The 16,317-nt window shown below is 32.9% G+C and carries 14 protein-coding genes; 8 read left to right on the top strand and 6 right to left on the bottom strand.

Features of this window, described 5'->3' with window-relative positions; genetic code table 11:
* Nucleotides 1–12: 12 nt before the first annotated feature.
* The gene (locus tag OLM51_RS20005; RefSeq protein ID WP_264552331.1) at nt 13–759 is read right to left on the bottom strand and encodes a ferritin-like domain-containing protein; all 747 of its coding nucleotides are present in this window, start codon (nt 757–759) and stop codon (nt 13–15) included.
* Nucleotides 760–952: 193 nt separating this feature from the next.
* On the opposite strand from OLM51_RS20005, the gene OLM51_RS20000 reads away from it, so the two are divergent.
* Complete coding sequence (locus tag OLM51_RS20000; protein WP_264552330.1) at nt 953–1,981, top strand: LacI family DNA-binding transcriptional regulator; 1,029 nt, start codon at nt 953–955, stop codon at nt 1,979–1,981.
* A 40-nt stretch (nt 1,982–2,021) separates the two neighbouring features.
* Here the strand turns inward: OLM51_RS20000 and OLM51_RS19995 are convergent, their stop codons facing one another.
* The 3 genes from OLM51_RS19995 to polA are packed head-to-tail and all read right to left on the bottom strand — an operon-like array spanning nt 2,022 to nt 7,143.
* A complete protein-coding gene (locus OLM51_RS19995; protein WP_264552329.1) occupies nt 2,022–3,140 on the bottom strand; it encodes a hypothetical protein in 1,119 nt (372 codons plus the stop codon).
* 24 nt (nt 3,141–3,164) lie between these two features.
* A complete protein-coding gene (locus OLM51_RS19990) occupies nt 3,165–4,292 on the bottom strand; it encodes a hypothetical protein (RefSeq protein WP_264552328.1) in 1,128 nt (375 codons plus the stop codon).
* Between the two features lie 10 nt (nt 4,293–4,302).
* Nucleotides 4,303–7,143, bottom strand: a complete 2,841-nt coding sequence (polA, locus tag OLM51_RS19985; RefSeq protein WP_264552327.1) for a DNA polymerase I — start codon at nt 7,141–7,143, stop codon at nt 4,303–4,305.
* Nucleotides 7,144–7,477: 334 nt separating this feature from the next.
* Between polA and OLM51_RS19980 the strand changes: the two genes are divergently transcribed.
* From OLM51_RS19980 to OLM51_RS19950, 7 genes are all read left to right on the top strand, one after another.
* Entirely contained in the window at nt 7,478–7,675 is a 198-nt protein-coding gene (locus OLM51_RS19980) for a hypothetical protein (RefSeq protein ID WP_213254748.1), read from the top strand.
* A gap of 41 nt (nt 7,676–7,716) precedes the next feature.
* Complete coding sequence (locus OLM51_RS19975) at nt 7,717–7,950, top strand: hypothetical protein (protein ID WP_264552326.1); 234 nt, start codon at nt 7,717–7,719, stop codon at nt 7,948–7,950.
* A 186-nt stretch (nt 7,951–8,136) separates the two neighbouring features.
* On the top strand, nt 8,137–8,811 hold the full coding sequence (locus tag OLM51_RS19970; RefSeq protein ID WP_264552325.1) for a response regulator transcription factor: 675 nt from the start codon (nt 8,137–8,139) through the stop codon (nt 8,809–8,811).
* Between the two features lie 10 nt (nt 8,812–8,821).
* Nucleotides 8,822–10,159 (top strand): sensor histidine kinase, encoded by a 1,338-nt coding sequence (locus tag OLM51_RS19965; protein ID WP_264552324.1) that lies wholly within the window; start codon nt 8,822–8,824, stop codon nt 10,157–10,159.
* Nucleotides 10,160–10,265: 106 nt separating this feature from the next.
* Complete coding sequence (locus OLM51_RS19960; RefSeq protein WP_264552323.1) at nt 10,266–10,451, top strand: hypothetical protein; 186 nt, start codon at nt 10,266–10,268, stop codon at nt 10,449–10,451.
* Nucleotides 10,452–10,628: 177 nt separating this feature from the next.
* Nucleotides 10,629–11,864, top strand: a complete 1,236-nt coding sequence (locus OLM51_RS19955) for a metallophosphoesterase (RefSeq protein WP_264552322.1) — start codon at nt 10,629–10,631, stop codon at nt 11,862–11,864.
* Between the two features lie 74 nt (nt 11,865–11,938).
* Nucleotides 11,939–12,244: a thioredoxin family protein gene (locus tag OLM51_RS19950; RefSeq protein ID WP_264552321.1), complete on the top strand. Its 306-nt coding sequence runs from the start codon at nt 11,939–11,941 to the stop codon at nt 12,242–12,244.
* A gap of 21 nt (nt 12,245–12,265) precedes the next feature.
* Here OLM51_RS19950 and OLM51_RS19945 read toward each other — a convergent pair whose 3' ends face one another.
* Together OLM51_RS19945 and OLM51_RS19940 are read right to left on the bottom strand one after the other, a co-directional pair.
* Nucleotides 12,266–12,904 carry a polysaccharide deacetylase family protein gene (locus tag OLM51_RS19945; RefSeq protein ID WP_264552320.1) on the bottom strand — a complete coding sequence of 213 codons (639 nt, stop codon included), beginning with the start codon at nt 12,902–12,904 and terminating at the stop codon, nt 12,266–12,268.
* 92 nt (nt 12,905–12,996) lie between these two features.
* A complete protein-coding gene (locus OLM51_RS19940; protein ID WP_264552319.1) occupies nt 12,997–16,278 on the bottom strand; it encodes a DUF2723 domain-containing protein in 3,282 nt (1,093 codons plus the stop codon).
* Nucleotides 16,279–16,317: the final 39 nt, after the last annotated feature.

Below are 16,317 nucleotides of genomic sequence, written 5' to 3'. Positions count from 1 at the left end.
AGCTAGTTAACATTAAGGTAGGTATTGAGCAGTAAATTTTGTAGTAATAAATCCTCCTGCAATTGGCAGAATTTTAGATGGATCTTTTGCAACATCTAGTCCGGTTGATGTATTTATAATATCGTCACCAGCAAAATCTTTAGAATTTGGGTTAATTAAACTTCTAATCGCAGAAGCGTGTCGGGCTTCAACAGAAACTATTTTTCCGGCTAATAATAAATAGTCAGCACTTTTAATTAGTCTGCCCGCACCGTTGTATGCGGCAACTCCAGTGTCTTCAAGAGCCTTTGCAGTGGCTAGAACTTCATTGCGGCTGCTAAAGTTTAAAGAACCGTAATTGAATGCTAAGGAGGGAAGCAATTGTGAACTTGGGTCAGGAAGAGCTCCTGTTAAAGCAGCTTTAAAAAAATCACGATGAATTACTTCGTGATAATATAAGTCAGTTAAAACCTGACGTTCAATATCACTGAAAGTAGCATTGAAATTTGTAGAATTTACAACTTTTGTATAAAAATCAGCTTCAAGTTGTTCTAAAGCATAGGCATAGGTAAGTACGCCAAAATCTCCGGAGCCTAAGTCAAATACTCCGTTTTTTATTCCGGGCAGGGAATTGTCCTGCATATTGTCTTCATTATTATTGTCGCTGCAACCAGCCAGAACCAAACCTGCACCAACTAATGTTAAGCCACTAAGCTTAAGAAAGCTTCTTCTGTTATTCAGTGAAGGATCAACTTCATGAATTTTAACTTCGTTTTTCATAATCAAGGTCTTTTATTAGGTTAATAACGTGTATTAAGTTATTAACGAGATTTTAAGAGAAATGGTTTTTGAAAATCGATGTTTCTTTGTTTTATTTTGAAAGTCCGTGTGATTTTTAAATAGTACCAGGTCTTTTTTGTTTTATTTTAGGTAATTCTACTATATTTGTATTAATTACATAAAATTTTATTAGATGAAAGCTAAAGCAACTCTAAAACAAATTGCGAAGGAACTTGGTGTTTCTGTGTCTACAGTGTCTAAAGCATTGAATGACAGTCCGGAAATTAGTGAGCAAACGAAGGTGAAGATTAAGGAGTATGCCAAACTCAAAAATTATAAACCCAATGTTATTGGTCTGAACTTAAAAAACCGTAAGACTAAAACAATTGGTGTAATTATACCTAATATATTAAACTCCTTTTTTGCTAAGGTTTTTAGCGGTATCGAAAAAGTAGCCGATAAAAAAGGATATAATGTAATCACTTGTATTTCTAATGAGTCTTTAGAAAAAGAAGTTCATACACTTGAAATGTTAAGTAACGGAACTATTGATGGCTTTATACTTTCGGTTTCAGAAGAAGCTCAAAAACTTCAGGATTACAATCATTTTTCTGCCATTATAAATGACGGAACTCCAATTGTAATGTTTGATCGTATTGCTGACGAAGTAGAATGTGATAAAGTAGTAGTAGACGATTTTGATTCTGCTTTAAATTCTACACAGCATTTAATTAATTTAGGATGTAAAAACATTGCCTTAATTTCTTCTGTAGATAATTTAAGTGTTGGAAAATTAAGAGCTGATGGATATTTGAAAGCTTTAAAAGACAATAATATTCCGGTAAACGAAAAAATTATCCTTCGTACCGATTCTGAAGAAGATATGAAAGCTAAAATTGATGGAATTTTTGATAGCAAAATCGATGGAATTTTTGCATTAGACGAAAATGATTCAGTTGCAGCGTTAAGAGTTAGTTTGAAAAAAGGATACAAGGTTCCTGAAGATATTTCGATAATTGGTTTTGCTGATGGAATTTTAGCTTCTAGACGTTTGTCACCAAGTTTAACAACAGTAAGCCAGCACGGAATTGAAATTGGTGAAGTTGCTGCCAAGAGGTTAATCAAAAGATTAGAAGAAAACGAAGAAGAAACTTCAGATTACGAAACAATCGTTATTAAGACGGTTTTGAAAGAAAGAGAATCGACTAGAAAAGTTAAATAAATAAAACAAAAACCATCCGTAGCAGCGGATGGTTTTTTGTTTAAAAAGCGTATGGAAATTTTGGATTTTTGTAATTCTTTAATTTTTCAAAAGGAACTAAGAAAGATTCTTCACAGGCTCTTGCTGCTCTGTAAAAACTGGGAGTAAATTCAATTCCTTTTTCTGTATAATTCCAGGAAGGAAAATCCCAATATTCTTCATTTGTATAGTCACAAGGATCGTCGTCGTCGTTTTTTGGTTTTTCAAAATGATGTTCGATTTTAAGAAGTTCGAGAAGTTTTGGAGCAAAGTAATCACTTCGGTATTTAGAAAAAGCATCAAAATTATTTTCACTATCACCCGTCACACTTTTGTCAAAAGCCAGAATGTCGTCAATTCCATATTGTTTTCCATTATTTAGGTCAATCAGATAACCGCTGCCGCCAAAATCGGGATGAGCACCTCCACAAAACCAAGAATCAAAAGTTTGAAAGCCTAATAAGTTTGAATTAAGAAAATTTATTGTCGTTGTACTTTCTATTCCCTGTCCATTACTATATTCAAAACTAGATGAACAATTAAGCTGGTTTAATGTATTTTGGATATGTATTTGTTCTAAAATTGGATTAATCACAGCTTTATTTTTTTCAGAAAAACCAGTTCCTAATCTAAAGAAATCAGAATCGCAATGTTTTTCAGAATACCAGACAAATTCTTTGTTATTGTAAAGTGTGGTTTTCTGTTTTTTAAATTCAAGGAACTTATATTTCACCAGATTTAAGCGCTCGTCTTCAAATCTAATTTTGAGATTTGATTTGTAATGATCAAAATTTACAGGTTCAAGATGAACAGTCAATTGTTTATCCTTAGCATCATACCAAAAACCATCGAAATTATTGCCTGATTTTTTTAAATAAAATTTTTCAGTGATAATATCGCCGGGCTTAAAATAGAAAGTATAATTATTGCTGTCTTTTAATTTTGCCTCCAGCTTAATATCTTTTAATGAATTCTTATAGAAATAAACTGCAGTCAGATTAGTTTCATTAGCTGATTTATAAACCTGAAGAGTCATAAAAATGGTGCTTTTGCCCAAAGTTCCTTCGAGATAATATATTTTGTCCTGACAAAATGAAATCGCTGAGTACATTATAAATAGAAATAAAAGAACTTTTTTCATGATAACCAATTTTAAAATGCAATATTATTTTGTGTTTTTGACAATGTACAAGTTTTTGCTTTCATCGTCAGAAATTAAGGTAAACTTCAAATTTGGATTAGAATAATAACTGTATTTTTTTTTCAAAGAGTTTTCCATTTTTATTTGGTTGCCTTTTTTGGTGCTGTGTATTGTCTTTTCCTCAGTATCATAATCATCCAAGTAAATATCTTCTTTTTTGAATTTTAGTGTGTCTTCTGCAAAAGGTATATCGACATAAGCAATTCCATCCCAGTAATAAGAAGTATAAGGGCTGTTGGACTGGGTTTGCCCTATCATAATTGAATTATAATCTAATTTTTGATAATATCTAACCTTTATTTTATCGTTTGGTATATTATCACGTACATCTTCATTAATAATATTTTTATGCTGCTTCGAGCTTAGATCCCGGGCATTACTATATATGTCTTCACCTACGCCATAAACTACATACCATTGATTATTTGCGTAATATATTATAGATTCTCTTTTTTCAGAAGGTATGGAGTGATTTCTCCAGCTATAAAAAGATTCTAAGTAAGTGCAATTTGGTATAATAGTATCGTAATAATATTGATGTAATTTTTCAACAGACCAGGTTAAATCTTTGTTTACTGGAATAAAATCTTTTTTTGTTTTGTTTCCATCTGTGGGCCAGGTTTGGTAATAAAGCAGGCCTTTGTTTACTATTTGTTTGTTAAGCAAAACGATATCGCCAAACTCAGATTGATCAGACGAGGAAGTTTTAAAGTTTATTGTGTCTAAAACTTTTCCAAAGGAATCCATTTTAAATAATGTATTGCTGTAATTATCACCTGTATTTCCTCCCCCGTGATCATAAGGTTCAGATTTGGTAATCACTTTAACCATGATTTTATCATTTGAAATCTCGAGTATCTGAAAAGTATAACAATACTCAGCCCCTTTCTGAAATAATGATATATCATGATCACCAAATTTTTTAACTTCAGATAAATTTTTATAAGTCACAAATTCACCTGGCAGTTTTTTGCGGGGCAAAAGATTTATTACAAAAGTATCCAAACCTAAAGCCAGGCTAACATTGATTTGATAGATTATAAATAAGACAACTATTGTTACAAGAGAATACGTTATCGTTTTTTGTTTCATTTCTGTTTTTCTAATGCGCTTCCAGCCAGTCTTTCCCTAAACCAAGCTCAACTTCTAATGGAACTGCCATTTTGAAAGCATTTTCCATTTCGTGTTTAATCATTGGCTGAATTTTTTCGAGTTCATCATTGTGAACGTCGAACACAAGCTCATCATGAACCTGAAGAAGCATTTTAGATTTCCAGTTTTCTTCCTGTAATTTTTTATGAATGTTGATCATTGCGATTTTAATCACATCGGCAGCACTTCCCTGAATTGGGGCATTAACCGCATTTCGTTCGGCTGCACTTCTTACTACGGCATTTGCAGAATTAATGTCTTTTAGATAACGACGACGGCCTAAAATAGTTTGTACATATCCTTTCTCGCGGGCAAATTCAATTTGTTCATTGATATAAGATCTTAATCTTGGGTATGTTTTGTAATAGGCTTCAATTAAAGCAGCGCTTTCGCTTCTTGATAATGAAGTCTGGTTACTCAGTCCAAAAGCAGAAACACCATATATAATTCCGAAGTTTACTGTTTTAGCATTACTTCTTTGTTCACGAGTTACATCCTCTAGCGCAACATCAAAAACTTTTGCAGCGGTAGACCTGTGAATGTCTTCTCCGTCCTGAAAAGCTTTAATCATGTTTTCTTCACCACTTAGGGCAGCAATAATTCTTAATTCAATCTGCGAGTAATCGGCAGAGATTAAAGTGTGATTTTCGTCGCGAGCCACAAAAGCTTTACGAATCTGACGTCCTCTTTCAGTACGAATTGGAATATTTTGCAAGTTTGGATTATTGGAACTTAAACGCCCTGTTGCAGCAACAGTTTGCATGTAATCCGTATGTACTCTTAATGTTTTTTTGTCCACCTGTTCTGGTAAAGCCAAGATATAAGTACTTTGTAATTTTACCATTTGGCGCCAGTCCAGAATTTGTTTTACGATTGGATTATCGTTGGCTAAATAAGTTAAGACTTCTTCTCCGGTTGCATATTGACCTGTTTTGGTTTTCTTTTGTTTTGCACCGCCAATTTTCATTTTATCAAACAGAATGTCCCCTAATTGTTTTGGAGAAGCAAGATTAAATTTCTCGCCAGCTGTTTCATAAATTTGTTGCTCTAAAGATTTGATTTCAACATCCATTTCTTTAGACATAGCGCTAAGGAAATCAACATCCAGACGAATTCCTTCAGTTTCCATTGCAGCCAAAACACTTACTAACGGAATTTCGATTTCATCAAAAAGTTTTTTAGTTTCTGTTTTGTCTAATTCGGTTGTGAAGATTTCTTTTAATTGTAAAGTAATATCGGCATCTTCGGCGGCATATTCTTTAATATCTTCTAAAGGAACATCACGCATCGAAAGCTGATTTTTTCCTTTTTTACCAATTAAGTCTTCAATTGGTTTTGGAGAATATTTTAAATAAGTTTCGGCTAAAATATCCATATTATGACGCATATCCGGATTGATCAGATAATGTGCAATCATCGTGTCAAAAAGTTTTCCTTTTACCGTAACACCATAATTTGAAAGAATTTTCAAATCGTATTTTAAATTCTGTCCAATTTTTTCGATGTTTTCATTTTCAAAAAACGGAATAAATTTATCGACTAAAGCTTGTGCTTCTTCTCGGCTTTCAGGAAACGGAACGTAAAATGCTTTTCCTTTTTCGAAGGCAAAAGACATTCCAACAAGTTCTGCATGCAAAGCATCAATTCCTGTTGTTTCAGTATCAAAACAAACTGAAGGCTGATTCTGTAAATTTTGTAAAAGCAATTTTATACCTAAATCTCCCTGAATAGTCTGGTAGGAGTGAGGTGTGTCTGATAATGTATTGTAGAAAGAAGTTCTCTGTGTTTCTGTTCCTTCATCTGTAGTAGCGCCTCCAAAAAGATCAAACTGATCGTCATTTTTAGGTTGTGCTTTTTTATATAATTTGGCATCAGAAACTTCTGGTGCGGCAGTTTGGGTTCCATCTGTTTTGAACAAATTATCAAACTGTTCCGCCATTCTTCTAAATTCCAGTTCCTGGAAAATAGCATCCGTTTTTTCAATATCCGGACGTGTTAATTCATAATCAGTCTCGTCAAAAGTTACAGGACAGTCTAGTAAAATAGTGGCCAGTGTTTTAGAAAGCAACCCTTTTTCTTTATTGGCTTCGATATTTTCTTTCATCTTCCCTTTTAGCTTATCTGTATTTGCCAAAAGATTTTCCATTGTACCAAATTCTTTTAGAAGTTTTTTGGCGGTCACTTCACCAACTCCCGGAAGTCCTGGAATATTATCGGCAGCATCACCCATCATTCCCAAAAAGTCTATTACTTGTTCAGGTCTTTCGATTTCAAATTTCTCTAAAACTTCAGGAACACCCCAAATTTCGATTCCATTACCCATTCGGGCCGGTTTGTACATGAAAATATTTTCAGAAACCAATTGGGCAAAATCCTTATCGGGAGTCACCATAAAAACTTTATAGTTTTGTTTTTCAGCTTGTTTTGCAATAGTTCCAATTAAATCATCGGCTTCAAAACCGGCTACTTCAATAATAGGAATATGCATTGCTTTTAATAATTCACAAATATAAGGTACGGCAATTTTTATCGCTTCTGGCGTAACATCACGATTTGCTTTGTATTCCGGGAATATTTCATTTCGCAGCTGACTTCCGCCTTTGTCAAAAGCAACAGCAAGATGATCTGGTTTTTCTCTTTTAATAACATCCAAAAGCGAGTTCATAAAACCCATAATTGCAGATGTATCCATTCCTTTTGAGTTGATTCTCGGGTTTTTTATGAAGGCATAATAACCACGAAAAATTAATGCATAAGCATCTAGAAGAAAAAGGCGTTTTTGAGTTGACATATTAAAAATATTAGTCTGTAAAAATAAACAATTGGGTTCTCAAAAATTAGACTAACAGGATTTTTTTTCCACCATAAATTTTTTTTACCATATAAGTAATATAAGTTCATTTAATATATAGGACGCAACTAATCGTTACATATTAAAATGTGGAGACGCACTGCTGTGCGCCTCTGCTAAAATGAACTTATATTACTTATATGGTTCAAAAACCCACAAAGCGTTAATATCAAGTTAAAAATTTTTGTTCAGGGATTTCTTCATTTTGGCTTCATGTTACAGAGGTAATTTTGATCTGTAAAATAAAAGGTATTAATTTAAAATTTTAGAAATCATGAGAAATTTATTGATGTTATTAGTAGCAGTTTTAGGTACAAGTGCAATGGTTCATGCATTTCCTGCAAAAGATCCAAAAGCAACTCCTGCAAAAGAAGTTAAAGCAACAAAACATCCTAAACACAAATCTGATAAAAAAACAAAATCAGAAAAAAGTGAAGCTCCAAAAGCTGAAACAGCAAAAGTGAAAAAATAAGCAAAGAAACTATTGAAAAAGTAATTTAAAATTAAGAAATCATGAAAAATTTATTTTTAGTATTAGCAGCAGTTTTAGGTACAAGTGTAATGATTGCAGCTCCTGCTCCAATTAAAAAAACACCTGCAAAAGAGGTTAAATCTACACCTGTACAAGATGACAAAGCTGCTCCGGCAAAAGAATCTAAAACTGCAAAACATTCTAAACACAAAGCTTCTAAAAAAGCGAAATCGGCTGCAACTGAAACTCCGGCAACAGCAAGTGTGAAAAAATAGTGTTTGTTTTTGTTTTGTTTTCAAAGCATTGTAAGGGAGACAAAACAGGAATAATGATTATGAGAATGCGGTTGAATAAAGCTGATGAAGTAATTTGTCAGCTTTTTTTATTCGTTAATTTTTTAATAATAGATATCGAAGCTTTTGATAATTGATTAATTTTAATTGTACTTAAATGTATTTCTTATGAATATTTTGATTGTAGAGGATAATAAAGAACTGGCAGTAGAAATCTACGATTTTCTTTGTAATGCGGGGTATATCTGTAAGATTGCTAATACCTGCGAAGATGCCTTGGAAGAATTTGGAAGCAATGATTATGATGCTATGTTGCTGGATTTAGGTTTGCCGGACGGAGATGGATTTGAAGTGCTTCAAACGGTTCGAAAAACGCAGTCAAAAATGGCAGTAATCGTACTTACAGCCAGAGGAGAATTAGACGATAGAATAAATGGCCTGCATTTAGGAGCCGATGATTATTTGACTAAACCTTTTGCGCTTACAGAGCTGAGCGCGAGATTGTTTGCTGTAATACGCAGGATTCATGGCTTTACGGTGAATAGTTTAAGTGTTAATGGTTTTTTGTTGCAGCTTCAGGATTATAAAGTGAGTTATGATGGAATCCCGATCAATCTGACTAAAAAAGAATTTGATATTTTTCAATATCTGGTTTTAAATAAAAACAGAGTTATTACCCGATTACAATTAACAGAACATATTTGGGGAGATATCCTGGAGGTGAATTCAGATTCAAACTTTATTGATGTGCATGTTCGAAACCTTCGAAAAAAATTAGATAAACACACTTCAATAGATTGGTTTGAAACCGTTAGAAACGTGGGATATCGTATTAACGAGTAAATAAATTTCTGTGAAAATAAAACATCAATTAGCCATTTTTAATGCACTGACAAGATTGTTGGTGATTTTGATTTTATGGTTAATGCTTCCTATTTTGGTAGAAAATGTAGTCTACAGGCATATTAATAATGGCCTTATTGAAAAAAAGAAAAAATTTATTGATCATCTGGATAAAAATGAAATTAATGATTTTATCGAGAACTCTGATGATTCGACCGAAACATATTCGCAGTTTTCTACCTTGCACAGCGAATTTCTTGTACTTTCGAGAATGCCTGTCAAACCCAAGCAAAAAAAGACAACTTTTAGCAATGAATATCGAACGATAGAGGGGGAGGAAAACGAATATAGAATTCTGCAATATCATTTTACCTATGAAGGAGAAGATTATCAACTAGAAATAGGCAGTAGTCTTAGTGAAGTAAATGATCTTACCTTTATCATCAGGTTTTTTATTATTATAGTTTTGGTGGTTATTCTGTTAGTTACTTTTCTGGCCGATACGGTTTACATTGAATATCTTCTTAAGCCATTTTATAAAATTATTGATACCAAAATAAGGCGAGTCAATGAGCCAGAAGCCTTTGATCATACGCCGATTAATGCAAAATCGAGAGATTTTCGTGAGCTCGATCTGGTTTTAAATCAAATGATGGATCGAATTGCTGAGCTTTTCAAAAAAGAAAAGCAATTTATTTCAAATGTTTCTCATGAATTGCTGACGCCAATTGCTTTGCTAAAAAATAAATTCGAGAATTTACTGCAGAATGATTCTTTAGATGATAATGCTTTTGATAAAATCGCAGGTTCGTTAAAAACATTAGATATGTTGAAGAAGATAATTAATAATTTGTTACTGATTTCCAGAATTGAAAACAATCAATATGAAGCAAACGAAGCTATTGATTTTTCTGAAATAGTAAATGAACTGCAGGAAGATTTACAGGATAGAATAGAGGATAGGGAAATACGGTTTTTGAACAATATGCAGCATCATTATAGTTTTACGGGGAATAAAACGCTGATTCATATTTTGTTTTATAATTTGGTGACCAATGCGATAAAATACAATAAACCAAATGGTACAATTACAGTTGCGGATGGTTTTGCAGATGAAAGGTATTTTGTTTCTATTTCGGATACAGGCGTTGGATTGAGTGAATCTCAACTTGAAAAAATATTTAACCGGTTTACCCGTATCAGTTCAGATCAGGATGGTCAGGGCTTGGGACTTGCGATTGCTGAGAGTATTGGTTCTTTTCATCATATAGAAATAAAAGTCACTTCCGTTTTAAACGAAGGCACTGTGTTTATGTTATTGCTTCCTGAGGCGCCAAAACATAATTAAAAGTTAATTTTCTGAGATAGGTTTTATCTTCATTTTATCTTCATTTACTGATTCTATCTTTGATGTATAATAATTGAAATAATAACAATTTATAAAAACTACAATCATGAGAAAATTAGTAATGTTAGCAGTGGCGGTTCTAGGAACAACTGCAATGGTAAATGCTCAAACAACTCCAGCACAAACTACTCCGGTAAAAGAAGCTAAAGCTCCTAAAAAAGACAAAAAAGCAGATAAAAAAGCTAAAAAAACAGAGGCTGTTAAGCCAGAAGCTGCAAAAGCTCAAAAATAAAACAACATAGGTTTGCCTAATAAACTATGTTGTGGTTTATAGAAGGTTTTAAAAATTTGGTAGAGAAAAAGCTGATGGAGAAATCCATCGGCTTTTTGCTGTTTTTTGAGTTAAATTTTTGATAATAAAAAGCAATAAAATTTTCATTCTTTGTTACTTTGCTTAAAACTATAATTAATGATCCTTAAATTTATAATTCTTTGTGTCCTTTTTCTGCTTCTCGAGTTTTATTCCTATCAAGCTGTTCGTACCCTTATAAAATTAAGATGGATTTTAATAAGCTACCAGATTATTAGTTTTTTGCTGTTAGCATTTATTCTGTACTCTTTTTCTCAGGTGGACCGATCAGTTGGTCAAACCAAACAGTTTATGTTTACAACAGGTTTGATGCTGCTTATATACGTTCCAAAGATTGTAATGACACTGATTTTATTTGGCGAAGATATTTTTAGAATAGGTGCAAGTATTTTAAATTATTTTATTTACAATACTCCAAGAAAAGAAATGATGCCAGATCGACGAAAATTTGTCAGTCAGATTGCATTGGGATTGGCTGCCGTACCTTTTTTGTCTTTGATTTATGGAATTTTTGAAGGAAAATATAATTTTAAAGTCATCAAACAAACGGTTTTTTTTCCGGATCTTCCGGATGCTTTTGATGGTTTTAAAATCACTCAGATTTCTGATGTTCACAGTGGGAGTTTTGATAATCCTGAAAAAATAAATTATGCGATTGACTTAATAAACCAACAAGAATCCGATATGATTTTGTTTACCGGTGACATCGTAAATACACATGCAAAAGAAATGCATCCTTGGCTGGAAACATTTAGTCGAATTAAAGATTATAAGTATGGAAAGTTTTCTGTTTTAGGAAATCATGATTATGGTGAATATGTTACCTGGCCATCTGAGAAACAGAAAGATGAAAATTTTGAGGAAATTAAAAGTCTTTACGGAAAGATCGGTTTTAAGTTAATGCTGAATGAACATACCTACATTGAGAAAGGGAATGATAAAATTGCTTTGATTGGAGTAGAGAACTGGGGTGTAAATTTTAAGAAAGCCGGAGATTTAAATAAGGCTTCACAAAATGTAGATCAGAATGATTTTAAAGTCCTAATGAGCCACGATCCAAGTCACTGGGATGCCGAAATCAAAGACCATCCTAAAAAGTTTCATCTAACGCTGGCAGGCCATACACACGGAATGCAGTTTGGAATTGAAATTCCGGGATATTTTAAATGGAGTCTTGCACAATATATTTATAAACAATGGGCTGGCTTATATGAAAACGCTGGAAGATACGTTTATGTTAACCGCGGATTTGGTTTTCACGCCTATCCGGGAAGAGTTGGAATCATGCCGGAAATCACAGTCATTGAACTAAAAAAAGGCAACAATGTGGCTTAATTCGTTAAAAATGCTACATTTGTAGAATATTTATCTCTTTTAAGTAGATTAATAAATTTTAAATTTTTGGTTTTATGTCAAAATTTGGAGAACTAATAAATGCTCAAGTCCCTGTGTTAATTGACTTTTACACAGATTGGAATGAATCGTCAGTTTCTATGCATCCTGTAATTAAGGATGTTGCGGCTGCACTTGGTGATAAAGCCAAAGTAATCAAAATTGATGTTGATAAAAATCAGGAACTGGCTGAGGCGCTTCGTATTAAAGGGCTTCCGACGCTAATGATTTATAAAGAAGGTCAAATGATCTGGAGGCAATCTGGTGAACTTGATGCCAATACTATTATAGGAATTGTTCAGGAACAATTTAATAATCAATAAAAACTACTTAGCTGATGTTGTTTAGTGAATAACATCAAATGCATATCCATTTTCTTTTAAAAAATGTAATGTTTTAGGTAACGCAAATTTAAGATTTTGCGATGCTTTTATGCTGTCATGAAAAACAATTACACTTCCTGATGTTACATTTTTAGTAACATTTTCAAGACATTTTTCAGGAGTTATAGACTGGTCAAAATCTGCGCTTAAAACATCCCACATTACTATTTTATAACCAAGACTTCTTAGGATTTTAGATTGTGCTTTTTTTATTTTTCCGTAAGGCGGACGAAATAATAAACCATTCAGTTTTTTCTCCTCTGCTAAAATTGAGGCACAATTTTTTACATTTTCAATATAGTCATTTGTTTGACTTTTCCATCCATTTATATGATTCATGGTATGGTTTCCAATGGCGTGACCTTCGGCAATTAAGCGTTCAAATAAAGACGAATTTGCGTTTATATTTTTACCGATACAAAAAAAGGTAGCTTTTGCATCAAATTTTTTTAACTCAGTTAAAACCCAATCAGTAACTTCTGGGGTTGGTCCATCATCAAACGTCAGGTATATTTTCTTTTCTTTGTTTGGAATATCCCAACAATATTTAGAAAACACCGTTTTTATAAATAAATTCGTTTTTACCCAATAAGGTTTCATTTTGAAATGATTTAGAGATATGTAAAATTAAAAAATGCAGCGCTATTTATCTAAAAGCGCTGCATTTTTTTAATCAGTATATTTTTCGTATATTATTCTTTTTCACGTCCAAAACGTTCAAAAACATTTACATAAGTGTTAAATGTCTTTTTGTGTTTTTCATAAAAGGCTTTGTCGTTATTTCTGTCCATAACCTGTAAAAGACTTCTGTATCGCTCAATATCTGTAATAATATCCATTGCAAGATCAGTCTGGTCGTTAGTCGGTAATGTTGAATAATAGTTTAAGCTTTCGTTGTACTTTTTAACTAATTTATTAAGCAAATCTTGTGCTTTTGCAGTTTCACCAACTTTATAATACCCTTCGGTAAATGGTTCTACTAATGAGTAATATCCAAATTTATCCAAAGGCATTTTTGTAATAGCTAAATTGATTACGTTTTTGGCTTTGTCGATTTTACCTTCAGCGATAAGTTCGTTCATTAAACGCGATAAGTTTGTACGGTACGTAATGCTGTTTCTTCTAGTCTCAGGATCGTGATAAATCTTGTCGCTCTCACTGTTACCCCAATCCCATTTCATTACAATGTCATAAGATTTATCAGCATCAATTTGTCCCATATCCATTGGTCCTCCATCTTTCGATGGAACATTTTTAACAGGAACTAATTTGTAAACCATTCCATCTAACTGAAGATAGTTTTTTAGCCATAAATAATCTTCATCGTCAAAAGCACCACCACTAAAGTAAATTGGACGTTTCCAATTGTTATTGGCTAAAATATCAAGCATCATTAAACGATTTTTGTAGATCGCGCTTCCTTTGATGTCTATGTCTATATAAGGAACAATAGAATCATTGTATTTCGGATTTACCACTTTGTTTTTGATGATAACATTTTTATCAATAGGTACTCTGATTTTATTTGTTGGAAAAAAATGAATCGTTTGGCCGTTTTGTAAACCAACCGTTGATTTTGGGTTTTTGATAAAATCAATAAAATCGGTAAGGTTCCAACGAGTTTCTATTTTTGGAATATGGGCAACATAATCTAGTTTATCTCCTACATATTCTTCGTGTTTGAAAGATATTGGTAAAGGATCAGATTCGTAAGCTTTGGCTTTCATTTGATCAATGTACCAATCTGTCATAAATAAACTTGTATTAACGATTTTCACATCGGTTCTAAAATGTTCAATTTCCTGCGCATACCATAGCGGGAACGTGTCGTTGTCACCAATTGTAAATAAGATTGCGTTCTTGTCACAAGAGCTTAAATATGCTTTTGCCATTGCAACGGCAGTATATCTGTTTGATCTGTCGTGATCATCCCAGTTTTGAGATGCCATCAAAATTGGAGCAGCCAGTAAACTTGCAGCAATGATAACTGGTCCGGCAATTTTTGGAGCAATATAATTTTTAATACTTTCGTAAAGAGAATAAACTCCAAAGCCTATCCAGATTGCAAAGACATAAAATGATCCTACAAGGGCATAATCTCTTTCTCTAGGTTCAAATGGCCTTTCATTCAAATAGATTTTTAAAGCGATTCCTGTAAATAAGAATAAAGCCAAAAGCACATAAAAACTTTTAAGATCTTTATTAGCATGGTACATTATTCCTATAAGTCCTAGGATAAACGGAAGGAAAAAGTAAACATTTCTACCTTTGTTGTTTAAAACATCACTTGGTAAGTTGTTTTGAGAGCCTAAATGAACAGAATCAAGAGGTTTGATGCCGCTAATCCAGTTCCCGTCTAAGTTATCGTATTTCCCCTGGACATCGCTTTGACGTCCAACAAAATTCCACATCAAATATCTCCAGTACATATATCCAAATTGATATTCAAACATAAAGCTGAAATTATCTATAGTTGATGGTTTTTCGATAATTAAATAATCTTTATAGCTATTTAAGAACTTAACATAACCTTCGTTATCAATTTGCTTTTGTGCGTATGCTTTTCTGAATTCAGAAACAGTTTTTTCGACCTCGTTTCTCAATTGAGATGTTGCTTTATTGTACTCATCTTCGGTTAATTGACTTGCATCAATTCCGTATTTTGCTAAATCTTCCTCATATGGATAATTTGGGTTTATTTTAAATTTAGGAGGATTAGTAAAACTGATATAGTTTTGAATGTGTCCAGTTTCAGTGCTCCACATTCTTGGCAGAATTGTTTTTTGATTGTCATCTGAGTTCTGTTCTGCATTTTTATAATTATTGGTAATAACGTATTTACCAGTTTTATAGTCTCTTTCGTAGTTAGGTTTTTTGTCTAAATATGGGTTTTTTTCGTCAAGACCTGAAAAAACCTCCGTGTATTGAGGGCCATAGAATAATGGGTTTACACCATATTGTTCACGATTGTAATAAGCTAAAACCTCTGTAGCATCAGATGGTTTGTTTTCGTTAATTACCGTATTGGCATTCGCACGAACAGGTAGCATCATCCAGGTTGAGAAACCAATCAGAATAAATAAAATACAAAGTAGAATAGTATTGTAAAAAATTAGCCCTTTTTGCTTCGTATATTTTAATCCAAAATAGAAAAAAGCAACCAAAAGTAAAGCGACAAAAATAGTTCCTGAGTTAAAAGGAAGTCCCATGCTGTTTACCATGAATACTTCTGTTTTTCCAAAGAAAGCCATTGTTAATGGTAAAAGCAACTTGAAAATAAATAATAGAATTCCAATTACTACTACATTGGCTATAAGAAAGTTTTTAATTGTTACTTTTTCGTAATGCTTGAAATAGTAAAGAAACCCTATCGATGGAATTGTTAATAAAGCCATGAAGTGAACTCCAAAAGAAAGCCCTACAACAAGAGAGATGATTAATAGCCATTTGTTTCCTTTTGGTTTGTCCATATCTTGTTCCCAACGAAGACCAAGCCAGAAAAGTAAAGCAATTAATAAAGAAGCCATCGCATAAACTTCTGCTTCTACGGCATTAAACCAAAAACTATCAGAAAAAGTGTAGGCAAGTGCTCCAACAAATGAACTACCTAAAATTACGATAGAATTGTTTTGATCAATTTCGGTAAAACGAGCAACGATTTTCTTTAAAATCATTGACGAAGACCAAAACATGAACAGAATTGTAAATGCACTGGAGAAAACAGACATCATATTTACCATTAGTGCCACATGCTGTGCATCTGTTGCAAACATGGCAAAAAACGCTCCCATCATTTGGAATAAAGGTGCTCCGGGAGGGTGTCCAACTTCAAGTTTAGCGGCTGTAGCGATGTATTCACCACAATCCCAAAAGCTCATTGTTGGTTCAACAGTTAATGTGTAAGTAATTAAAGCGATTGCAAATGCAAACCAACCAATAATAGTATTCCATTTATTGAAATTGAATTGTGCCATATTTAGGTGTTAAAATTTTGTATGTTTTTCAATCCTACA

It is taken from the genome of Flavobacterium sp. N2038, assembly GCF_025947185.1.
Taxonomy (GTDB): Bacteria; Bacteroidota; Bacteroidia; order Flavobacteriales; family Flavobacteriaceae; genus Flavobacterium.
This window is presented reverse-complemented; position numbering and strand designations above follow the sequence as displayed.